21 protein-coding genes are annotated in these 20,534 nt (G+C 64.5%); 10 read left to right on the top strand and 11 right to left on the bottom strand.

Going from position 1 to position 20,534, the window contains the following annotated elements; all coding sequences use genetic code 11:
- Nucleotides 1-58: 58 nt before the first annotated feature.
- Nucleotides 59-1,435, top strand: a complete 1,377-nt coding sequence (gene waaA, locus DEM25_RS03775) for a lipid IV(A) 3-deoxy-D-manno-octulosonic acid transferase (RefSeq protein ID WP_109769335.1) — start codon at nucleotides 59-61, stop codon at nucleotides 1,433-1,435.
- A complete protein-coding gene (lpxK, locus tag DEM25_RS03770; RefSeq protein WP_109769343.1) occupies nucleotides 1,425-2,456 on the top strand; it encodes a tetraacyldisaccharide 4'-kinase in 1,032 nt (343 codons plus the stop codon). The genes waaA and lpxK overlap by 11 nt, the downstream gene beginning before the upstream one ends.
- On the opposite strand, the gene DEM25_RS03765 is transcribed toward lpxK, so the two are convergent.
- The 3 genes from DEM25_RS03765 to DEM25_RS03755 all read right to left on the bottom strand — a co-directional run bounded on the left by DEM25_RS03765 (nucleotide 2,453) and on the right by DEM25_RS03755 (nucleotide 5,970).
- Nucleotides 2,453-2,683 (bottom strand): DUF2093 domain-containing protein, encoded by a 231-nt coding sequence (locus DEM25_RS03765; RefSeq protein WP_109769334.1) that lies wholly within the window; start codon nucleotides 2,681-2,683, stop codon nucleotides 2,453-2,455. The two genes, lpxK and DEM25_RS03765, sit on opposite strands and share 4 nt — an antisense overlap.
- A gap of 96 nt (nucleotides 2,684-2,779) precedes the next feature.
- Nucleotides 2,780-4,606 (bottom strand): DNA mismatch repair endonuclease MutL, encoded by a 1,827-nt coding sequence (gene mutL, locus DEM25_RS03760; RefSeq protein ID WP_109769333.1) that lies wholly within the window; start codon nucleotides 4,604-4,606, stop codon nucleotides 2,780-2,782.
- An 89-nt stretch (nucleotides 4,607-4,695) separates the two neighbouring features.
- Nucleotides 4,696-5,970: a diguanylate cyclase domain-containing protein gene (locus tag DEM25_RS03755; RefSeq protein WP_109769332.1), complete on the bottom strand. Its 1,275-nt coding sequence runs from the start codon at nucleotides 5,968-5,970 to the stop codon at nucleotides 4,696-4,698.
- A gap of 272 nt (nucleotides 5,971-6,242) precedes the next feature.
- Here DEM25_RS03755 and DEM25_RS03750 point away from each other — a divergent pair, with 272 nt between their 5' ends.
- On the top strand, nucleotides 6,243-6,596 hold the full coding sequence (locus DEM25_RS03750) for a protein tyrosine phosphatase family protein (protein ID WP_109769342.1): 354 nt from the start codon (nucleotides 6,243-6,245) through the stop codon (nucleotides 6,594-6,596).
- 6 nt (nucleotides 6,597-6,602) lie between these two features.
- On the opposite strand, the gene DEM25_RS03745 is transcribed toward DEM25_RS03750, so the two are convergent.
- From DEM25_RS03745 to DEM25_RS03730, 4 genes are read right to left on the bottom strand one after another with little or no spacing between them, the layout of a single operon-like run.
- Nucleotides 6,603-7,475 (bottom strand): PPC domain-containing DNA-binding protein, encoded by an 873-nt coding sequence (locus DEM25_RS03745; RefSeq protein WP_109769331.1) that lies wholly within the window; start codon nucleotides 7,473-7,475, stop codon nucleotides 6,603-6,605.
- Nucleotides 7,472-9,064, bottom strand: a complete 1,593-nt coding sequence (locus tag DEM25_RS03740) for an AMP-binding protein (RefSeq protein ID WP_196780262.1) — start codon at nucleotides 9,062-9,064, stop codon at nucleotides 7,472-7,474. The genes DEM25_RS03745 and DEM25_RS03740 overlap by 4 nt, the downstream gene beginning before the upstream one ends.
- 5 nt (nucleotides 9,065-9,069) lie before the next feature.
- Entirely contained in the window at nucleotides 9,070-10,236 is a 1,167-nt protein-coding gene (locus DEM25_RS03735) for an acetyl-CoA acetyltransferase (RefSeq protein WP_109769340.1), read from the bottom strand.
- Between the two features lie 45 nt (nucleotides 10,237-10,281).
- Nucleotides 10,282-11,754, bottom strand: coding sequence for a protein adenylyltransferase SelO (locus tag DEM25_RS03730; protein ID WP_109769330.1), 1,473 nt, complete (start codon nucleotides 11,752-11,754; stop codon nucleotides 10,282-10,284).
- Between the two features lie 113 nt (nucleotides 11,755-11,867).
- On the opposite strand from DEM25_RS03730, the gene DEM25_RS03725 reads away from it, so the two are divergent.
- Both DEM25_RS03725 and DEM25_RS03720 read left to right on the top strand, forming a co-directional pair.
- Nucleotides 11,868-12,179 (top strand): Dabb family protein, encoded by a 312-nt coding sequence (locus DEM25_RS03725; protein ID WP_109769339.1) that lies wholly within the window; start codon nucleotides 11,868-11,870, stop codon nucleotides 12,177-12,179.
- Nucleotides 12,179-13,441, top strand: coding sequence for a glycerate kinase type-2 family protein (locus DEM25_RS03720; RefSeq protein ID WP_109769329.1), 1,263 nt, complete (start codon nucleotides 12,179-12,181; stop codon nucleotides 13,439-13,441). Before DEM25_RS03725 ends, DEM25_RS03720 begins: the two co-directional genes overlap by 1 nt.
- Nucleotides 13,442-13,454: 13 nt before the next feature.
- Here DEM25_RS03720 and DEM25_RS03715 read toward each other — a convergent pair whose 3' ends face one another.
- From DEM25_RS03715 to DEM25_RS03700, 4 genes are read right to left on the bottom strand one after another with little or no spacing between them, the layout of a single operon-like run.
- Nucleotides 13,455-14,048 (bottom strand): energy-coupling factor transporter transmembrane component T family protein, encoded by a 594-nt coding sequence (locus DEM25_RS03715; protein ID WP_109769328.1) that lies wholly within the window; start codon nucleotides 14,046-14,048, stop codon nucleotides 13,455-13,457.
- On the bottom strand, nucleotides 14,042-14,710 hold the full coding sequence (locus DEM25_RS03710) for an energy-coupling factor ABC transporter ATP-binding protein (RefSeq protein WP_245412751.1): 669 nt from the start codon (nucleotides 14,708-14,710) through the stop codon (nucleotides 14,042-14,044). Before DEM25_RS03710 ends, DEM25_RS03715 begins: the two co-directional genes overlap by 7 nt.
- 17 nt (nucleotides 14,711-14,727) lie before the next feature.
- The gene (locus DEM25_RS03705) at nucleotides 14,728-15,300 is read right to left on the bottom strand and encodes a biotin transporter BioY (protein WP_109769327.1); all 573 of its coding nucleotides are present in this window, start codon (nucleotides 15,298-15,300) and stop codon (nucleotides 14,728-14,730) included.
- Entirely contained in the window at nucleotides 15,287-16,255 is a 969-nt protein-coding gene (locus DEM25_RS03700) for a phytanoyl-CoA dioxygenase family protein (RefSeq protein ID WP_109769326.1), read from the bottom strand. Before DEM25_RS03700 ends, DEM25_RS03705 begins: the two co-directional genes overlap by 14 nt.
- 496 nt (nucleotides 16,256-16,751) lie before the next feature.
- Here DEM25_RS03700 and DEM25_RS03695 point away from each other — a divergent pair, with 496 nt between their 5' ends.
- Genes DEM25_RS03695 through DEM25_RS03675 form a run of 5 tightly spaced genes read left to right on the top strand, consistent with a single transcriptional unit; the run spans nucleotide 16,752 to nucleotide 20,467 of the window.
- Nucleotides 16,752-17,168, top strand: a complete 417-nt coding sequence (locus DEM25_RS03695) for a hypothetical protein (protein ID WP_109769324.1) — start codon at nucleotides 16,752-16,754, stop codon at nucleotides 17,166-17,168.
- Entirely contained in the window at nucleotides 17,165-18,436 is a 1,272-nt protein-coding gene (locus DEM25_RS03690) for a relaxase/mobilization nuclease domain-containing protein (RefSeq protein WP_109769323.1), read from the top strand. The genes DEM25_RS03695 and DEM25_RS03690 overlap by 4 nt, the downstream gene beginning before the upstream one ends.
- 20 nt (nucleotides 18,437-18,456) lie before the next feature.
- Entirely contained in the window at nucleotides 18,457-18,942 is a 486-nt protein-coding gene (locus DEM25_RS03685; protein WP_109769322.1) for a hypothetical protein, read from the top strand.
- Nucleotides 18,939-19,172 (top strand): hypothetical protein, encoded by a 234-nt coding sequence (locus DEM25_RS03680; protein WP_245412750.1) that lies wholly within the window; start codon nucleotides 18,939-18,941, stop codon nucleotides 19,170-19,172. Before DEM25_RS03685 ends, DEM25_RS03680 begins: the two co-directional genes overlap by 4 nt.
- Nucleotides 19,169-20,467: a type IV secretory system conjugative DNA transfer family protein gene (locus DEM25_RS03675; RefSeq protein ID WP_109769321.1), complete on the top strand. Its 1,299-nt coding sequence runs from the start codon at nucleotides 19,169-19,171 to the stop codon at nucleotides 20,465-20,467. Before DEM25_RS03680 ends, DEM25_RS03675 begins: the two co-directional genes overlap by 4 nt.
- Nucleotides 20,468-20,534: the final 67 nt, after the last annotated feature.

Here is a 20,534-nt window from a genome sequence, read left to right as displayed (position 1 = left end):
GGACGACAGGGGCGCATGAGGAACAAGGGCACAAGGGCGCGGACGCGGGTATGAGACGATGAGCGAACGCTGGGCGCGACTGGCGCTTCAGACCTATCGCTGGGCCGGCATGGCCGCCTATCCGTTCATGGGCGTCTATGTCGGCATGCGCGCCACGCGCGGCAAGGAGCAGCACGACCGGCGCGGCGAGCGCTACGGCCGGCCGTCGGAAAAGCGTCCCGACGGGCCGCTGGTCTGGGTGCATGCGGTCTCCGTCGGCGAAACGGGCGCGGTTTCCGGCCTGATCGGGCGGCTTCGCGAGCGCGGCGTTCCGGTGGTGCTGACGACCGGAACCGTCACCTCGGCGGCGCTGGCCCGCGAACGGTTCGGCGACGAGGTCATCCATCAATATGTGCCGCTTGACCTCAAACCCGCCGTCAGCCGCTTTCTCAACTATTGGCGCCCCGATCTGGCGGTCTTCGCCGAATCCGAGATCTGGCCGATGACCATCCTCGAACTGGGTGCGCGGCGCATTCCGCAGGTATTGATCAATGGCCGCATGTCCGACCGCTCGTTCAGGCGCTGGAAGAGCCGGCTCGCGCTCGCCGAATCCCTGTTCGAGAACCTCTCGCACGTTGCCGCCCAGACCGAGCGGGATGGCGAGCGGTTCCGTGCGCTGGGCGCCCGGCCGGTCACCGTCTCGGGCAATCTGAAGGCAGATGTTCCGGTGCCGCCCGTCGATCCCGGCGTTTTCGCGCAGATGCGCGCCCGTATCCAGAACCGGCCGGTCTGGCTTGCCGTTTCCACCCACGACGGCGAGGAACTGGCCGCCGCCCGCGTGCATGCCATGCTCAAAAAGCGCTGGCCCGGGCTTCTGACCGTCATCGTGCCGCGCCATCCGACGCGCGCCGACGAACTGGCGGCGGCAATCGGCGAGATGGGCCTGACCGTCGTCCGGCGGACACACGACAAGTTTCCCACCGATGCGGCCGACATCTTTCTGGGCGACACGATCGGCGAGATGGGGCTCTACCTGCGCATGGGCAAGATAGCCTTCGTCGGCCGTTCGCTGACTGCCGAGGGGGGGCAGAACCCGCTCGAGCCCGCCATGCTGGGATGCGCGGTGCTCGCCGGTCCCAACCTGTCCAACTTCGAGGAAGTCTACGGACGGTTTCAGCAGGCCCGGGCCGCCCGCGTCGTCGATGACGAGATGATGCTGGCCAAGGCGGTCAATTTCCTTTTGGCGAACGAGGCGATGTGCGATGCCATGGCCGCCGCCGGCCAGGGCGTGGTCGCCGACATGGAGGGTGCGCTGGAACGCACCTGGCAGACGCTGAACCCCTACATTCAGCCGCTGGTCGTCAAGGCCAGCCTGTCGCCGTCCGGTCGGACCGGTGAGGAAGGCGACGCCGATCGTATGCCTGTGGCCAATGGCGGGGCCCGGTTTGGCTGGTAACGAGGCGCCGCCCTTCTGGTACGAAAAGCCCGGTTTCAACGCCCGGCTGCTGGCGCCGGCGGCTCTCGTCTATGGCGCGGTCGCGCGGCGCCGGATGGATCGCGATGTCGCCGCACGGGTCAATGCGCCGGTCCTGTGCATCGGCAATCTGACGGTCGGCGGCACCGGCAAGACACCGACCGCCATCACCATCGCCAAGGCCGCCGAAAAACACCGCTACCGGCCGGGCATCGTCTCGCGCGGCTATGGCGGCGGGCATGTGCGGCCGCATCGCGTCGATCCGGAGCTCGACACGGCGCGTTCGGTCGGCGATGAGGCGCTGCTTCTGGCGCGCGCCGCGCCCACGGTGATCGGCGCCAACCGGGCCCACAGCGCCCAGGCGCTGATCGATGACGGCGCGGACTTCATCATCATGGATGACGGGTTCCAGAGCCGGTCGCTGCACATGGACTATGCGCTGATCACGCTCGATGCGCGGCGCGGCATCGGCAATGGCCGCGTCATTCCCGCAGGTCCCCTGCGCGCGCCGCTGCGGGACCAGATGCGGCTGGCGGATGCCGTATTGCGCATTGGAGACGGCGATCGCGGCGACCGGGTCATCCGTGCCGCCGCCCGCGCCGGCAAGCCGGTCATGCAGGCCCATCTGCGGCCGGCCAATGTGCGGGCGATCTCGGGCCGCCAGGTGCTGGCCTATTGCGGCATCGGCGATCCGGGCAAGTTCTACGAGACGCTGCACCATTATGGCTGCATGCTGGCGGCCACACGCTCCTTCGGCGATCATCACATGTTCACCGACGCCGATGCGCGCGCGCTGATCGGCAAGGCCGATGCCGAGGGGCTGGAACTGGTGACGACCGAAAAGGACGCGGTGCGCCTGTCGCATCGGGAAGGGCCGTTGGCCGAACTGCGCGCACGCACCCATGTGCTGCCCGTCGCCCTGACATTTGAGACCGCCGCCGACATGGACGCGATCATCACCGCCACAGAGCGGCGCTACCAGCAGCGGAGACTTGAACGTTAGCGCGATTGCGTCGGCAGCGCGCCGGCTTCCCGTTCGGCCTGAAGCGATGCCTTGACGTCGACATAGGCTTCCTGGCGCGCCACGCTCCAGTATTTCAGCTCATCGATCGGGATCGGCGTGCCGGTGATCGCGCAGCGCACGAAGGTGCCCGGTGTGATGACCCGGAAATCGGCGTCCAGATAGCGGACCTTCGCCTCGTTGGAACTTGGAATGTCGTGGATGTTCATTGCGCTCTCCGACCCGGGCGAAAGGCCACAAATCGGCGCTTGCGTCAAGGAAAACCGGTCGTCGGCGTCATGGCGCCGCGCCGGCCGGTGCCGTATTCAGCGCCGTCCGAACAGCCGCTCGATATCCGACAGTTTGAGTTCGATGAAGGTCGGCCGGCCGTGGTTGCATGTGCCGGAGCCCGGCGTCCGTTCCATCTGCCGGAGCAGCGCGTCCATCTCCGCCGGCCGCATGCGGCGGCCCGCGCGGACCGATCCGTGACAGGCCATGGTCGAGGCGACCGCTTCCAGCCGGTCGCGCAGGCGGTCGGCCGCGTCGTCACCGCCGTTCGCCGCGTCGGCGTGCAGTGTGTCCGACAGGTCGGCGATCAGGCCGGCGACATCGGTCTCGCCGAGCATGGCCGGCGTTGCGCGTACCGCGACCGCGCCGGGACCGAACGGTTCGATCTCAAGGCCGAAGCGGGCAAGCGTCTCGGCCATTGCGCAGAGTTCGGCCGCCCGCTCCGGGTCGAGATCGACGATCTCGGGCACCAGAAGCATCTGCGCGGGCAGGGGGCGGCTGTGCATCGCCGTCTTCAACCCTTCGAAGACCAGCCTCTCATGGGCCGCATGCTGGTCGACCAGGACCACGCTGTCGCCGGTCTGCGCCAGGATGTAGGTGTCGTGCAGTTGCGCCCGCGCCGCACCGAGCGGGTGATCCATATCCGTCCCGGCGGCGGTGTCGGCCGAAGCGGGCGGGGCGCCGGGTGCGGTCTCGAACCGGGCTTGCGTAGCTTCCGAAAATCCGGTCTCGTTGGCCATCGCCGAAAGCGGTGCCTGCCAGCCATGCGTCGCCGATGTTCCACCCGCTGACGGCGAGCCGTTCCGCACCGGTTCGGACGGTGCCAGAAAGGCCGCAGCCAGCCGGTCGGCGTCGCGCGTCGAGGCGCGGATGCCGGCCTCGTGCAGCGCGCGCCGCACCCCGCCGACGATCAGCGCCCGCACCAGGCCCGGATCGCGGAAACGCACATCGGCCTTGGCCGGATGGACGTTGACGTCCACATCGGCCGGATCGATTTCGATGAACAGCACCGCCGCCGCATGCCGGCCGCGTTCGAGCATGTCCGAATAGGCGCCGCGCAGCGCACCCAATATCTGCTTGTCGCGCACCGGCCGGCCATTGACATAGGCGAACTGCTGGTTTGCCGATGCCCGATGGAATGAAGGCAGCCCGACCAGGCCGCGCAGCCGGATGCCCTCCTTTTCGGCTTCGACCGGCACGGCATTGTCGATGAAATCGCGACCGAGAACCTGGCCGATCCGCCTGAGCAGACCGTCTTCGGGCTGCCCGGCGGCCGAATAGTCCAGCATCGACCGGTCGGGTCCACTCAGCGTGAAATGGATCGCCGGAAACGCCATGGCGATGCGCTTGACGACATCGGACACGGCGGAGTTCTCCGCGCGCTCGCCTTTGAGGAACTTCAACCGCGCCGGTGTTGCAAAGAACAGGTCGCGCACCTCGACAAGCGTGCCGCGATTGGCCGGGGCGGGGCGCGGGCCATCGACATGCCCGCCATCGACGGCGATTTCCGCGCCGGTGTCGGAACCGTGCCGCCTCGCACGGATGCGCATCCGCGCGACCGACCCGATCGAGGGCAGCGCCTCGCCCCGAAATCCGAGCGTGGCGATCGCGTCGAGCCCGTCGTCGAGCTTGGACGTGCAGTGGCGCGACACCGCCAGCGCCAGTTCCGCCGGTGCCATGCCGTGGCCGTCATCGATGACGCGCATCAGCGTCTTGCCGCCGCCGGCGGTCGCGATCTCGATCCGGGACGCGCCGGCATCGATGGCGTTTTCGACCAGCTCCTTGATCACCGAGGCGGGTCGTTCGACGACCTCGCCGGCGGCGATCCGGTTGACGATGGTTTCATCGAGGCGGCGAATGCTCATCGCCGCAATATAGGCAAGGCGCGGTCGCCGGAGAACCGGCGCACACGCTCATGTCCGCCTTATGAACAGGCTGCTGCGGCGAAGGGCGATCAGGCCGTGCGCTTGAGCGGCACGTCGCCGACCGGTGCGGAGCCGGCCTTCAGGCGGCTTTCATAGTCGGCGCGCATCTGGGGGTCGAAGGCACTGAACCGGCCGCGCCCGCCGCTCTTGGCGTGATACATGGCCAGATCGGCGGCGAACATCAGTTCGTCGAAGCCGTCCGCGTCCTCCGGGCACAGCGCGGTGCCGATACTGGCCTTCGGATCGATCGTGATGTCGCCGAAATGCACCGGCTTGCCGATCAGCGTTGCGACATGCTCGGCGACGGCGCGGGCGTTCTGATGGGTCCTGACGCCGTCCAGCACGACGACGAACTCGTCGCCGCCAAAGCGTGCCACCGCATCCTTTTCGCGAAGCCCCTTGCTGATCCGCTTGGCGATCTCGATCAGGAAGGCATCGCCCACCGCATGGCCGTAGGTGTCGTTGATCGATTTGAAGTCGTCCATGTCGACATGCATCAGCGCGAACGGGCGCTCGGCGGCACCTTCGCTGGTCATCCGGTGCACGTGATCCTCGATCGACTTGCGGTTCAAAAGGCCGGTCAACTGGTCATGCTGCGCCATGAAGGCCATGTCGTTGCGGGTGCGGATCAGATCGCCGGTTTTCAGCACGATGTCGCCGACGAGGGGCCGGAAGATCAAAAGCGCCTCCAGCGCGAGGACCAGCATCATCATCATGAAGACCATGCGGTGCAGGGAGGATGTCCTGTCGATGCCGCGCTGCGCCTCCATGGCGACGTGATCGCTGAGCATCGCATAGCCCGCCAGCACCGCCGTTGCCGACAATTGCGGCAGCGGGCGGACGTCGCTTTGGGGGTTGGCGCCCGCCTCGGCGAGGAAGGCGCGCGCCTTGACCAGCAGGTCCCGGCTGAAAAAGTTCACATCGTGCGGCGCCTCGGTCATGATCGCACGCACCGCGTCGCTCGCCTTGTCGCGATCGAGCTTGATCTCCAGCGTCCGGAAATTGCGCTCGAAATCGTTCACCGCATCGCGCAGATGGCTCAGCGAGGATGCGCGGCGGAAGCGGCCCCGTTCGACGGTCGCCGTGTTGGTCAGCAGCACGATGCGCTGCGACAGCATCTGCTGTTCGCCGGCGATGTGGACGAGCTTGTTGACCGAGCGTTGCGTCGAAATGGCGCTGTCGACCAGTAGAAACGTGCCCATCGCCATCAGGGCGATCACCAGAAGCGCGGTCCAATAGCCGAGCCGGACGCGGCGGATCATCCGCTCCGTGGCCTTGTCGCAAAACTGGTCGTTTGTGCGCACGTCGTCCTCACCCCATCAAGGTGCATGTCGGGTCGCGATGGTGACGCAAGGAAAGAACCAAATGCTTAAGCGGGGCCGAAAGCCTGTCGCAGGGTAAACAAACCGACAAACGGCCGGCGGGGAAATCCCGTTTTTGCCCGCCGGCGGCGTTGGCCCGGAAAAAACGCCGATGCTCTCGCAATCGGTGCCCCGTTATATTAGATGTTGCAAATATACCGATGGCGGCTCGGCTTGACCGGCCGCCACATCATGCCAAACGGGGACATCCGACCATGCCGACGCCAGACGAAAATGCGCTCTACAAGACCATCAATGACGATTTTGCCGTTGCCGGGCAATTGGATCCCGAGCAGATGCCGGCGATCGCCGAGGCAGGCTTCAAGGCCGTCATCTGCAACCGCCCAGACGGCGAAGCGCCCGCCGAACCGCAGTTTGACGCGATCAGCGCCGCCGCCGCCGCCGCCGGGCTCGAAGCGCGCTACATTCCGGTCTCCAACCAGGTGGGACTGACGCCCGAGAACGTCACCGACATGAAGGCGGCGCTGTCCGAAATGCCGGGTCCGGTCCTGGCCTATTGCCGCTCGGGCGCCCGCTCGGCCAAGCTGTACGAGATCGCCACCGGCTGACGGTGTTCAGCGCCGGACGAGGGCGATTTCCGCCGTCACGCAAACCGGGCCCAGGCCGCGCGCCAGCCGACCCTCGTGCGGGTTGCCGGCCTCGTCGACCGCAATGACATCGAGCGCGGCGCGGCCGCCGCGCACCGTTCCGGTGAAGGCAAGGGCCTCCATGCCGACATGGGCGAGCGCGCGGCGATCGCGGCCTGCGCCGGTCAGCGCCGGGGCATTCAGGCTGCCGAGCGATGGCGCGATGTCGGCGTCGGTGATACCGGCTGCCCGGCACGCGGCTTCCACGGCATGGGTGACGTCCTCGTTGGGCCGAACGCGCACAAACAGGGCCTCGGTGTTGCGGTCCCGTGATCCTTCTTCGACCTCAAAAACCGAATGCAGCGTCTCGGCGTCCGGCATCTGGACCAGATCGATGTCCGGCAATCCGCACAGATCGATTTTCGGCTCGCCTTCGACCATGCAGTCGGCGGGAAAAAGATGCCCGCCCGCTGGCTGCGCGATTCCCTGCGCTTCGACCCTGGCGTGGCAATGAACGAACGGCGCGCCGTCGGGCGTGCGGCCGTAGCTGAACGTGCCCCAGGGCAGATGCCCGGCGCCGAGATCGCGGATGTAGGTGTAGTTGGCCGCCTTGCCGTCGCGCGCCGGCCCGCCGGTGGTGAAGCGGGTGGCGGTCAGGGCGCAATCGGATATTCGCCCGGTGCCGCTTTCGACACCATGGGCGACGGCGAAGGCAGCGATCACGTCGAGCAGGCTGCGCCCGGCGCCATCGATGTGCCCGGTCGCTTCGACCAGGCGCGATCCGGCCCATTCGATGCGCCGCGCCGCAACCGGGCCGGGATGGACCATGTAAAAGGGTTCGATGTCGGGCGCCCGGATCATTGCGCCGCCGCGACCGCCGGCACGGCGCCGGTTTCGATCAGCCGCGCTTTCACCGTCTTCTTTTCGATCTTGCCATAGCCGGACTTGGGCAACTCGTCCCAGAAGGCGATGTGTTTGGGCTGTTTGTAGCGCGGCACGTGTTCGGCGATCCAGGCGCGCAGCGCTGCCACATCGAGCGCGGTGCCCGCTTCGACGACGACGGCTGCGGCGCCCACCTCGCCCCATTCGGCATCGGGCACGCCGACGATCGCCACTTCGGCGATCCCGTCGTGCTCGAGCAGCTTTTCCTCGACTTCGCGCGGATAGATGTTCGAGCCGCCGGAGATGTACATGTCGGACTGCCGGCCGGTGATGTAGAGATAGCCGCCCTCGTCCAAGTGACCGACATCGCCGGTGACGAACCAGCCATTGACGAAGGCTTCGTCGTTCGCCGCGTCATTGTTGTAATAGCCCGCGCAGACCGCGGGGCCGCGCGTCGCGATCACGCCTGTTTCGCCGGCGGGCTTCGGCTCGCCCGCTTCGTCAAGGATCGCCAGTTCCATCCCCATGCGCGCAAAGCCGCACGACCCGACCCGCATCGCCCCGTCGTCGAGCGAATGCTCGTCCGCCGGCAGCCACGCGATGGCGCCGGTCACCTCGCCCATGCCGAAATATTGCACCAGCACCGGCCCGAGCACATCCAGCGCCTTTTTCTGGTCGGCGCGGTACATGGGCGCGCCGGCATAGATCAGATGCCGCAAGCTCGTATGATCGTGCTCGTGCACCGCCTCATGCTCGACCAGCCGTTTGACGATGGTCGGCACGGTGAACATGTTGGAGATGCGATGCTTTTCGATCAGCGCCCAAGCTTCGGCGGGGTCGAAACCGTCGCCGGACATCAGGACGTTCGTGGCGCAGCGCGTGATCTGGATGAACAGATGCAGCCCGGCGCCATGCGACAGCGGCGCGATGACGAGCGACGCGTCCGCGTGCGACAGGCCCGGCATCAGGTCGGCGGCATGATTGTTGAAGACGAACGCAAGCTGGCCGTGGGTCAGGACTGCCATCTTCGGATTGCCGGTCGTGCCCGAGGTGAAGAAGAGCCAGGCCGGGTCGCTGTAATCGACTTCGGCTTCCCGGAAAGGGCCGTCTGCCTTGTGGGCGGCGACCAGATCGTCATAATTGCCGCCGATGATGATCTCGCGGTCGCCGGCAAATCCCGCGTCGCGCACGGCGGTGACGTGATCGGCAAAGCGCGCATTGCCGACAAACGCCTTCGCGCCGGCGGCGACGCCCATGCGCGCGATTTCCCCGGGCCCGAGCCGGAAATTGGTCGGCACGATGACGCCGCCCGCCTTCCAGACCGCATACATGGCTTCGGGATAGTCCAGTTCGTTCGCCGAATGCATCAGCACCCGGTCGCCCTTGCCAATGCCCATCCGTGCGAGGGCATGGGCGATCGCATTGGCGCGGGCGTTCATCTCGCCATAGCTGCGGACGATGTTGCCGCGGATCATCGCCGGATGATCGCCGCGCCGTGCGGCGGCCTGGGTCAGGAAATGCCCCAGATTCATCACCCGGTCGGAGCGGCGCGGAAAACCGGAGCCCATCTCGGCTACCTGAGCCGCTCGACGATCGACACATAGTTGGCGACCGCCGTCCCGCCCATGTTGAAGATGCCCGCTGTCTTGGCGTCGGCCACCGTTGCGCCGGCGGGCTCGCCGCACAGTTGTTTGGCCGCCATCACATGCATCGAAACGCCGGTGGCCCCGACGGGGTGGCCCTTGGACTTCAGCCCGCCCGACGGGTTCACCGGCAGCCAGCCGTCGATCGTCGTTTCGCCCTCGGCGATCACCCTTGCCCCTTGGCCCGGTTCGGCGAGGCCCATCGCTTCATATTCGATCAGTTCGGCAATGGTGAAGCAGTCATGGGTCTCGACGAAACTCAGATCGTCGAGCGACAGTTTCGACGTCTCCATGGCCTGCGCCCAGGCTTTGCGGGCGCCGTCGAACGCGATCACGTCGCGCCGGGAGATCGGCATGTAGTCGCTGACATGGGCGGTCGCGCGGAAGCCCACCGCGCGCGGCGCGTGCCACGCCTCGTTCAGATTGGTGATGACGAGCGCCGCCGCGCCGTCCGACACCAGCGAACAGTCGGTGCGCCGCAAGGGGCCGGCCACGATCGGGTTCTTGTCGGAGACGGTCGCGCAGAACTCGAAGCCGAGATCCTTCTGGATATGGGCGAGCGGGTTCTGCGCGCCGTTGGCGTGGTTCTTTGCCGCGATCAGTGCGAGCGCGTCGCGCTGGTCGCCATGGGCCTGGAAGTAGAGATCGGCGATCCTGCCGAACATGCCGGCGAAACCGCCCTCAATGTCCGCTTCCTCCGGCACATAGGAGGCCTTCAGCAGAATGTCGCCCACCTCGTCGCCCGGCACCGCCGTCATCTTCTCGACGCCGATGACGAGCGCGGTGCGGATACGTCTTGCGGCGAGCGCGTCGAGCGCCGCATGGATCGCCGCGCTGCCCGTCGCGCAGGCATTTTCGAGGCGCACGGCGGGCGCATGGCGCAGCGCACCGACCCGCAGAGAGGCGAGGGTCGAGGGAAACCCCTGCGGCGAAAAGCCCTCATTGAAGGTTCCGACAAAGACCGCATCGACCTCGGTGGCATCGAGGCCCGCATGGTCGAGCGCCTCTTCGGCCACCCGACCGATCAGCGTTTCGGCTGTCTCATCGTCCAGACGGCCGAAACGTGTATGCGCCCAGCCGGTGATCGCTGCATCCATGGCCATTCCTCCCGCATCGGACTCTTGCCGGTTTCCGCCGGTCGTTCAAGTCCCGCAGAAGGTCTGTTGCACCACCTCCTCCGGCGCCGGCGGCAGGGTCAGCGGATCGTCCGCCATGCGGTCGGCGAACGGGTCGGCCAGCGTCTCGGTGAGCGCGCTGAAGACCGACAAATCGCCCGCATAGCCGGCGGCGATCGCCGCCTCGACCCGGTGATTGCGGGGGATGATCGCCGGATTGGTGGCCTTCATGGCGGCAATCCGCGCCGCGTCGTCCCGCGCTTCCTGGGAAAGCCGGGTCCGCCAGGCTGGGAGCCAGCCGCGGGCAGCGTCCCGTTGGACAAACTGTCCGACAAAGCCGTCGTCGGTATCGCCCGCTTCCCGGCCGAGCGCGGACAGCACGCGGAACGTGTTGGTGAAATCCGCGCCATCTTCGGCCATCAGATTCAACAGGTCCTGAACCAGCCTCATGTCGCCGTCACGCGGTTCGGCAAGGCCGATCTTCGCGGTCATTTCCGCTGCATAGGCGTCGGCGAATGCCGTGCCGTAGCCTTCGAGCAGTTCCCGCGCGATCTCGACCGATCTGTCGGCATTCTCGTCGAGCAGCGGCACCAGCGATTGCGCCAGATTGGCCAGATTCCAGTGGCCGATGGATGGCTGGTTGCCATAGGCATAGCGGCCGAACTGGTCGATCGAACTGAACACTTTCTGCGGATCGTATTCGTCGAGAAAGGCGCACGGGCCATAGTCGATCGTCTCGCCCGACAGGGTCATGTTGTCGGTGTTCATGACGCCATGGATGAAGCCGAGCGACAGCCAGCGGGCGATCAGCCGCGCCTGACGCGCAATGGCGCCTTCGAGCATTGCGGCGACAGGATTGTCCGCCTTGCGCGCGTCCGGATCGTGCCGGTCGATCACATGATCGGCCAGCGCCCTTACCGCCTCATGGTCTTGCCGCGCATAGAAGTACTGGAACGTGCCGACCCGGATGTGGCTGGCGGCGACGCGGGTCAGAACCCCGCCGGGCAGCCGGTCTTCGCGGATCACATAATCGCCCGTCGTCACCGCCGCCAGCGCGCGCGTCGTCGGCACGCCGAGCGCGGACATCGCCTCGGACACGATATATTCGCGCAGAACCGGCCCGAGCGCCGCGCGCCCGTCGCCGCGCCGCGACCAGGGGGTCGGCCCCGACCCTTTGAGCTGGATGTCGCGGCGCCGGCCGTTCACATCGACCACTTCGCCGATCAGAAGCGCCCGCCCGTCGCCAAGCTGCGGCACCCAATTGCCGAACTGGTGGCCCGCATAGGCCATCGAGAGCGGTGCTGCATTGTCCGGAAAGGCGTTGCCGGCCAGCATGGCGACGCCGGCGGGCGAAGCCAGCCAGCCCGCATCGAGCCCCAGTTCGGCGGCGAGCGGCACGTTCAGCCGCACCAGTTGCGGCTCGGGCACCGGCGCGGCCGCCTGCCGGGTGAAGAACTTCTCGGGCAGGCGCGCATAGGAATTGTCGAAATCGATGGTCATGGCTGGCTCAATATAGGGCCGGGGACGGCACGTACCAATGTCCGTGCCTTGCCATGACGGGCGATGTGCGGATGATGTCAGTGAGCCTTGGCCGTGCCGGAAAGGGACACCGCATGATCCGCCACTTCGTGATGCTGCGCTTTCGCGACGATGTGGGCGCCGCGACCAAGGCCGCACTCTACGCCGAACTGGCCGCGCTCGGGGATCATCTGCCGGGCATGACCGGTTTCCACGCCGGCCCCAATGTCAGTGTGGAAACGGACCTCATTCGCGGCAATCGCGACGCATTCTGGGTCGACTTCACCGATGCGGCGGCGCGCGATGCCTATCTGGCGGATGACCGGCACCGGGACATTGGGGAACGGCTGGCCGGGCTAACCGTCGATGGCCTTGACGGCATCACCGTCGTCGATATGGAGGTTTGATGATCGACGATCCGCGCGCTTTCCTCACCGGCCTGTTCGATGCGGCCATCGCCGCCGCCGACCCGGAGATCTGCATTGCCGCCAACCTGCCCGCCCCGCCCAAGGGGCGCACGGTTGTGGTCGGCGCCGGAAAGGGCGCCGCCCAGCTCGCCCGAGCGTTCGAGCGGCACTGGCCGGGTGCTCTCGGCGGCGTCGTCGTCACACGCTATGGCTATGCGGTGTCCTGCGAGCGCATCGAGGTTCTCGAAGCCAGCCATCCCGTGCCGGACGAGGCGGGCCTTGCCGCCGCGCAGCGCCTGATCGACACCGTTTCCGATCTTGGCGAGGACGATCTGGTCGTGGCGCTGATCTCCGGCGGGGGTTCCGCGCTTCTGCCGGCGCCGCCCGAAGGATTCACGCTGGCAAACGAGATCGCTCTCAACGAGGTGCTTCTGGCCTCGGGCGCGCCGATTACGGTGATGAACGCGGTGCGCAAGCAGTTCTCGCGCATCAAGGGCGGGCGGCTGGCCCTTGCGGCGCACCCGGCCCGTGTCGTCAGCCTGATCGTCTCGGACATTCCCGGCGACGATCCGGCGCAGGTCGCCTCCGGCCCGACCGTGCCGGACACGGTCTCGCGCGCCGACGCGCTTGCGATGATCGATGCGCATGGTCTTGAGCTGCCGCCGGCGATCGTCGGGCACATAAGCGGCGCCGCCGAATCGGGCGTCACACCGGACGATCCGCGCCTTGCGCGCAACCAAGTGCGCATCATCGCTTCGGCCGGCGTGTCGCTGGAGGCGGCGGCCCGGGCCGCGCGCGACGCGGGGATTGAGGCCGTGATCCTGTCCGACGCCATCGAGGGCGAGGCGCGCGACATCGGGGGGATGCACGGCGCGATCGCCCGCGAGGTGGCGCTGCGCGACCGGCCGTTCGCCAGGCCGGTTGTGGTCCTGTCCGGCGGCGAGACGACGGTGACGGTCCGCGGCAAGGGCAAGGGCGGCCGCAACACCGAGTTCCTCTTGGGGCTGGCCCAGACGATCGACGGCGTCGACGGGGTGACCGCTTTGGCCGCCGATACGGACGGGATCGACGGGTCCGAGGACAATGCCGGTGCGTTCGCCGACGGGGGAAGCATCGCTCGCTTGCGCGCCGCCGGCGGCGATCCGCAAGCCTTTCTGACAAACAACGACGCCTGGTCCGCCTTCGACCGGATCGGCGATCTGTTCGTGCCCGGGCCGACCGGCACCAACGTCAACGATTTCCGCGCGATCTTCGTGCGCTGATTGGCGTCTGCGTTCAGTCGAACGACCGGGAATAGACGGCCTGGGAGACTTCGTCCGCGGTCTTCAGCGTGCGGACCACCAGCGGCACCAGAAGGGCGGTCAGGTTTCGGTCGAGCCCGCGTGCGCTCTGTGCCTGCCGCACATCTTCGAGCACCGCACGCACCAGCGGAATGAACCGCAGGCACAGCGAGATCGCCAGCGCGATCTGTTCCTTGGGGACCCAGGCCGGCGCGTAGGTCAGTGCCGACAAAATGCCGTCGACGAACTCGCTGGTCCGCGTCGTCAGGGTGACCAGAGCCGCCGCCAGAATGAGGACGACGAAGCGCGCAACGACGAACCCGGCAAAGACGACATCGGTCAAATAGGCCTGAACGGCGAAGATCGCGGCCAGAATCCACAAGGCGGGGCGAACGGACACGAAGGCATGTCGGGGCTTCAGCCCGGCGACCGCGAAGCCCGTCACAACCAGCGCGCCCGCCACCAGCACGGAGGCCCAGCCCTCGACGATGAAGAGCGTGCTGCAGAACACCACGAGCGCTGTGATCTTGACGACCGGCCGGGTCCGGTGGAGCGGGCTGTCGCCGAACACGTAAAGGTCGGTCAGCATTGCGAGCCTGCCACATAGCGGGCCAGCACGGGTCCGGGCCTGCCGTCGCCCGCGATCGAACCGTCTTCGATGTGAAGGACACGGTCGAAATGCCCGAGCAGATCGAGATCGTGCGACACGACGACGACGGGCTCGTCCAACGCGTCGATGGCCGCCATGAATTTCCGCTTGTTCCACAGGTCGAGCAGCGTGGTCGGCTCGTCCAGAACGATCATCGTCGGCCGCATTACCAGAACGCCGGCCAGCGCGACCATCTGCTTTTCGCCGCCGCTGAGCTGGTGCGTGAAGCGGTCGCGCAGATGGGCGAGATCGAACCGGGCCAGCACCTCGTCGATCCTGGCCTGCGTTTCGTCCCGCGGCAGTTTGAGGTTCTTGAGCCCGAATGCCAGATCCTCTGACACGATCGGGTAGACGATCTGGTTGTCCGGGTTCTGGAACACGAAACCCACATGCCGCCTGAGCGCCTTGCGTTCGGTGACGCCGTTGAGCGTCACCGTCCCCGCGCTGGGCGCTTCGATGCCGTTGAACAGCCGCGCAAACGTGCTCTTGCCCGAGCCGTTCCGGCCGATGACGCCGATGCGCCGTTCCGAAAGACGAACGGTGATGTCTTTCAGAATGGGGACGCCGTTCTTTTCCACCGAGACGTCGGCAAACTCGATCACGACGGAACGGGCGGGCGTTACATTCCCGTCTGGGGCATGGCCGGCGATTTCGGCGTGATGATCGGGTAGGAGCGCTTGACGATGACCATGACGCCGGCTGCGATCAGACATTTGATGATATCCCCGGGGATGAAGGGCAGAGAGCCTGCAAGGGCCGTTCCGATCGGGATTTCGGCAACGAACGCGCTCCACGGAACACCGATCGCATAGAGCAGCACCACGCCGCCCGCGAAGCATATGCCCGCCGCAACCAGGTAGTTGAGGCGATGCCAAAGCCGTTCCGTCATGTATCCGATCGCATAGGCCGCGACGATCCAGCCGACAAGGAAACCGCCGCTCGGCCCCAGAAACACGCCGAAGCCACCCCGGCCGCCCGCCAGAAGCGGCAGGCCTATCGCAACAAGAACGAGAAACAGGACGACCGCCAGCCCGCCGCGGACGGCGCCGAGAACGCCGCCGGCCAGCATCACGCCGAGCGACTGCGCGGTGATCGGAACGCCGACCAGGGGAAGCGTGATCGGCGGAAAGACCGCCAGGGCCGCCACGATGGCCGCAAACAGGGCGATGAAGACGACGTTACGGGTTTCCATGGGCGGCCCTCAACTGGGTTGGCGGGGTGGGCGCGCGCCGGATCATCCGGCGGTCGCGGTCGGCGAAATAGGAGCAATCGGCAAGGCGGGCGCCGTCGGGCGCGCCGATCTCGATATGCGAGCGGGTGAAGGCCTTGTAGCCGTATTTCTCGGCCGGATATTCCAGGTTCATGGCCCGCTGCAGGTCGTAATGGGAGTCGATGTCGACGAACCGCATGACGAAGGCGGCGCGCCGCGGCAACGCGCCTTCGCCGAGCATGACGCTGCGATGGACGACATATTTGTTGAACAACAGAACGTCGCCCGGCGCGAAATCGTCCTCCACCTGATGGAAGGCCAGAATATCCATCATGGTCGGTGAATTCAGGATGCCCGACCGCATGGCGAAATAGTCGTCCATGCTCGTCTTGATGCCGGCCCGTTCCTTGGCTTCCAGGGTCGAGATGATCGCCGGCTCGATCTGGTCGTAAATGAACCGGCCGGAGACGACATGTTCGGGCACATAGGCCATGCCGCCGCGCTGGCTTTTCGTGTCGATCGGATGGAGCGGCGCCCAGATGGTGCACCCGAATTCCTCGGCGACCTGATAGCCGAAGCTCTGCACGCCGACATGCCAGGGAAAACCCTTGCTGACGTTCTTTTCCAGTTCGAAACACAATTCGAAAGTCAGGAACAGATCGCGATCGACCAGTGATGTGAGTGCCTGTTGGAAGTAGGGGCGTTCGAGGAGCTCGTAGACATCGGTCTTCTCGCTTTCGAAATCATATTTGAGCCGGCTGAACTCGCTTTTGAAATTGTCCGGCGCCCGGCTCATCTCGACGTCGACGCGGTCGAGCAGCGTCGCCACCGCGTCCGCATTGAGGAAACCGTCGAGTTTGACAAATCCATCCCGCCGGAACTGGTCGATCTGCTCCGGCGTAACATGAAATCCGTTGTCAAAAGGGTGTATGCCCATGGCCGGCTCCTTTGGTGATGGAGCGACTATAAGCATCTCGATTTGTATACGCTATCACAAGTTGTATTTTTATTTCCATTTATTGTTCTAATATTGCCTTGACAGGCCTTTTCCAAATTCAAGCGGTCGGTTGTGGCGCCGCGCGCCGGCATCGCCGCCGGCGGCCGCATCCACCCCGCACCGGTCGTCGGGGCACGAAGGTGTCAAGGCCTTTTCCGGGGCGGGAATGTCCCGCGGGCTGCCGGACAGGGACGCAGACGCACGCCGCCGGTCCCGAAGGCGGATCCCGGGCGGCGAAAAAACACGCGAGCCGACACGAGCCCGCCAGTGCATTGCATCGACCGGATGCTGCCGCGGCCGACATGCCCGGCAAAACGCTGCGAAGGGTTCAAATGATGGCGCGCCTTGATGGCGACACTTCGAACGAATTGCTCGAAGTCCTGGCCGATTGGGACACCCAACTTAAGCACCTGAGGCAAAAGCCTCCGGTGCCGCCATGTCCGTAGTCACTGAATTTGCGGCATCGGCCACACCTAAACCTCATAAACCAAAGCGCAAGCGGCCTGCGCCGTTCAGCATTCGTTTGAATGATGCTGAACTCGCAAAGCTGCTGGATGAAGCGAAAGGCGCGCCTCTCAGTGCATATATCAAGGCCAAGGCACTCGGCGCACCGCTTCGGCTGCGCCGGTCGGGGCTGTCTATCAAAGACCGTCAAGCATTGGCGCAAGCCCTTGCTCTTCTCGGCAATGGCGACCTCGCCAAATCTCTGAGCGAAATTGCTCACGCCGCATCTATCGGCGTTCTGCCGCTCACGCCGGAAACCGAAAGCGTACTTCTGAGAGCCGTTCAGGACGTGCGTGGCGTGCGCCGCCTTCTTGTCCAGGCGCTCGGATTGCAGGAGGCGGATCAATGATTTTGAAAGCCTCCCAACGCGGCGGCGGTCAAGACCTGGCCGCCCATCTTATGAAGCTCAATGATAACGAGCATATTGCGCTGCACGAGTTGCGCGGGTTCGCGTCCAACAATCTCAAAGACGCCTTCAAGGAAAGTGAAGCGATCTCACGCGGCACGAACTGCCGTCAGTATCTTTTCTCGCTGAGCCTTAATCCGCCGCAACAAGAACAGGTGCCGGTGGAGCTCTTCGAGGAGACCATCAATCGCATCGAAGACCGGCTCGGACTCCAAGGCCAGCCACGCGCGATTGTCTTCCATGAGAAAGAAGGTCGTCGCCATGCGCATTGCGTGTGGTCGCGTATCGACGCGCAGACCATGACGGCAAAGCAGCTCTCGTTTTTCAAAACCAAGCTGCAATCGGTATCGCGCGATCTCTATCTCGAAAACGGTTGGAAGCTGCCGGAAGGATTAAAGAGCGCTTCCGAACGCAATCCGACAAACTTCAATTTAGCGGAATGGCAGCAAGCCAAACGCCAGGGGATTGATCCGCGCTGGTTGAAGCAAGTCGCACAAGAGGCTTGGAAACTATCGGACGGTGCGCGCGCCTTTGCCAGCGCATTGCAAGAGAACGGCCTGTTCCTCGCAAAGGGTGATCGACGCGGATTCGTCGCGCTCGACCATAACGGCGAGGTCTATGCTCTATCACGGCTTCTGAACTGCAAGACCAAAGAGGTCACCGCGCGGCTTGGTAAGCCCGACGATCTTCCAGGTGTCGAAGAAACGCGCAAAGTCATCGGCGAGCGCATGACGCCTGCCATTCGTCGGCATGTTCAAGAATCTCGCACCGCGTTTTCGACGCGCGCGAAAGAACTGAACGATGAAAAAACCGCGCTCACTCAACGCCACCGGCTGGAGCGCGCTGCGCTCAAACAAAATCAACGCACCGAATGGGATCGGGAAAATCTCATTCGCACGGCAAGACTGCCACGCGGTCTGCGCGGCCTGTGGCACCGGCTCACCGGGCGCTTTCAGGAAGTGCGCGCCTTCAACGAGAGTGAAGCCGCCGCCACGAGAGATCGTCACGCGGAACAACGTCAATCGCTCATCCAAACGCAGCTTGAACAGCGATCAAGGCTGCAAGAGCGCATCAAAGACTTGCGCAACGAGCAAGCCGACCAACTGCGCGAGCTTCGCAAAGACGTTGGCCGCTTCCTGCGTTTTTCCAAATCCATTTCGTCCCCGGCGCGAGGCCGGGAAACGTCAACCGGCCTCAAGCTCGGTCTTTAGGCCATTTCAGGAGAAGACAAATGTCTTACAACAATGACCAAAACGCCGCCCTCTCGGCGCAATTATCGATCCTACTTATTGGGATTGCAGTTCTCGCCTTTGTGTTCATCGCTGCCGCTGTCGTGGCGTGCGTTTTCATTTCAATGGTTGCGTTGTTCGCGTGGGAAAAGCCCAAGCGCGTCGGTTCGATCCTCTTCACGCCTTTCAAAGCACGGCTCATACTTCTTAGCGGCGTGATGTCTTCTGTCGGATGCCCGTTCGGCGTCCTCGCGGTTCAGCTCATCATGGGCGAGGATTTCGTTCCACACTTTTATCTGATCGCTGCTGTTGGCGGTTATGCGTTTGGATCGCTCTTCTCGTTCTACTTTGGCGATGAGGAAGACGACGATGTGCAACCGGTCGTGCCTGAACCCCGGCAGATCGTTCAGCAATTGCCGCCGCAACCTCCGCAGCCGCGCCAGCCTTTCCACTATGCAAGCTGGAACGATGAGGAGGAACACCAATGATGCTCCTCCGCTTTCTCACAGAAACGCACCAGTTTCTTTGGAGCCTTGAATCCCATCACCAGCAACGCCTCGCCTGGAAGGATGCCGCCGAGGCGCGCATCGCCAGAGCGAAGGCGGATGCGCGCGCTGCCGAGCAAATGGAAGCGATGCTCAAAGCCAATCCAAGTGGCTCGCTCGGTCATTCAAGGTTGAACGATACCGACGCACTGAAAAAGGATGGCTTGCTATGAACGATCTTGTGCCGGTCTCCCGCACCATCAAACACGGCATTGAAATCGGGTTTATGAATGGAACGCCCATTATCTATGACGGCACAGAGCCGGTTGCGATTGACGCCCAAGCAGGCAAAGGAAAACTGACGCGCTTCCTCGGCGTCAATCTGGTGTCGCCGCGCACTGAACATCTTTCAAAGATTGTCACTGATCCAAAAGATGCAGAGCTTGCCTGGGTGTCATGGAAGACATTGGAACGGCAAGGCTACCGCGTCCTCTTCATCAACCCCGGTCAGCTTTACGGCTACCCGGGACAAACCTTCAACATCAACACGCGGCTTCTCGAAATCGCTCAGCAACCAAAGCTAAGAGCGATTGTCGGTGAAGCGGCGTATGATGCAGCGAGCTATCTCGTACCGATTGATCCCAACCCTGCGCATCGGTGGATTGGACAAGGCGTTCGATCTGCTTTTGCCACCTACAACAAAATCACTGCGCTCTATCCATCCGAGCGCTGGTCATGCTCGCCAGGTGGTCTTTGGGATTTTTATGGTCGCGGCGCGGATGAGATTGCCGACGATCTTCTCGTTTGGGCGTCGGACAATCGGATGCAAGACGACGCTGGTATGTGCCGACAGCTCGCCAGCCTCACGCAATCGCGCGATCAGTGGAACGCCTATTCTTCTCTCATCATCGAACGGCTTCAAGGTTTTCAACCCGGCTCTGCTCAACGTCAGGCGACAGAGAAAAATTCATTCGATCCTGCCGATATGAAACGCGAACGCTCGGCACTCTTTATTCTCGGTTCTGCACGAAGCGAAACAAGCCGCACTTTTGTTGGCGCGATGACTGCCGCCGTTATCGAACGTTTTGCCGATGCGCATGGTTCGCTGCGCGCGTTGGTCGTTGGCGAAGAGTGGGGACAGCTTTATGTGTCCAACTTCCATGAAATTCTGACGCTTTACCGCGAAGGCGGCATCAATTTCCTTGGCGTCTTTCAAAACGCTGCCGCGCAGATTGAATCCAAATACGGGAAGGAAACGGCGCGCATCTGGCGCAAGGCCGTCGCTTACACCCTTTATCGCGGCTTGCCAGACACCGACACGCTCCGAGAAATCGAACACCGATCAGGCCGCACGAGTGTCATGGTGCGCGGCTTTAATGTGAACAACAATCAGGTGAACGGCTCGGGCGACAACCTATCCGAACAGTCCCGCCCACTCCTGCAAGTAGAAGACATTCGCAGGGCAACCGGCGGCGAAACCGCGCTGCTCGAAGCGCGAGACCTGGGGTATTTCGTGGTGAGTATGTGACCTGAGCCCCTGAACCTCCTCCAGATTTTGGTAGAGTCCGTCGATCAAAGGAGATGGACGAATGAAG

Origin of the sequence: Oceaniradius stylonematis (assembly GCF_003149475.2) — a bacterium.
Lineage (GTDB): Bacteria > Pseudomonadota > Alphaproteobacteria > Rhizobiales > Rhizobiaceae > Roseitalea > Roseitalea stylonematis.
This window is presented reverse-complemented; position numbering and strand designations above follow the sequence as displayed.

Coding starts and splice junctions, on each gene's coding strand:
- DEM25_RS03765 (WP_109769334.1), bottom strand. CDS start 2,683: ATGAACATCCACGACATTCCAAGTTCCAACGAGGCGAAGGTCCGCTAT.
- DEM25_RS03705 (WP_109769327.1), bottom strand. CDS start 15,300: ATGGAAACCCGTAACGTCGTCTTCATCGCCCTGTTTGCGGCCATCGTG.
- DEM25_RS03740 (WP_196780262.1), bottom strand. CDS start 9,064: ATGGGCTCCGGTTTTCCGCGCCGCTCCGACCGGGTGATGAATCTGGGG.
- DEM25_RS03685 (WP_109769322.1), top strand. CDS start 18,457: ATGTCTTACAACAATGACCAAAACGCCGCCCTCTCGGCGCAATTATCG.
- DEM25_RS03735 (WP_109769340.1), bottom strand. CDS start 10,236: ATGGATGCAGCGATCACCGGCTGGGCGCATACACGTTTCGGCCGTCTG.
- DEM25_RS03690 (WP_109769323.1), top strand. CDS start 17,165: ATGATTTTGAAAGCCTCCCAACGCGGCGGCGGTCAAGACCTGGCCGCC.
- mutL (WP_109769333.1), bottom strand. CDS start 4,606: ATGAGCATTCGCCGCCTCGATGAAACCATCGTCAACCGGATCGCCGCC.
- DEM25_RS03695 (WP_109769324.1), top strand. CDS start 16,752: ATGTCCGTAGTCACTGAATTTGCGGCATCGGCCACACCTAAACCTCAT.
- DEM25_RS03680 (WP_245412750.1), top strand. CDS start 18,939: ATGATGCTCCTCCGCTTTCTCACAGAAACGCACCAGTTTCTTTGGAGC.
- DEM25_RS03750 (WP_109769342.1), top strand. CDS start 6,243: ATGCCGACGCCAGACGAAAATGCGCTCTACAAGACCATCAATGACGAT.
- DEM25_RS03675 (WP_109769321.1), top strand. CDS start 19,169: ATGAACGATCTTGTGCCGGTCTCCCGCACCATCAAACACGGCATTGAA.
- DEM25_RS03715 (WP_109769328.1), bottom strand. CDS start 14,048: ATGCTGACCGACCTTTACGTGTTCGGCGACAGCCCGCTCCACCGGACC.
- DEM25_RS03700 (WP_109769326.1), bottom strand. CDS start 16,255: ATGGGCATACACCCTTTTGACAACGGATTTCATGTTACGCCGGAGCAG.
- DEM25_RS03720 (WP_109769329.1), top strand. CDS start 12,179: ATGATCGACGATCCGCGCGCTTTCCTCACCGGCCTGTTCGATGCGGCC.
- DEM25_RS03725 (WP_109769339.1), top strand. CDS start 11,868: ATGATCCGCCACTTCGTGATGCTGCGCTTTCGCGACGATGTGGGCGCC.
- waaA (WP_109769335.1), top strand. CDS start 59: ATGAGCGAACGCTGGGCGCGACTGGCGCTTCAGACCTATCGCTGGGCC.
- DEM25_RS03730 (WP_109769330.1), bottom strand. CDS start 11,754: ATGACCATCGATTTCGACAATTCCTATGCGCGCCTGCCCGAGAAGTTC.
- DEM25_RS03745 (WP_109769331.1), bottom strand. CDS start 7,475: ATGATCCGGGCGCCCGACATCGAACCCTTTTACATGGTCCATCCCGGC.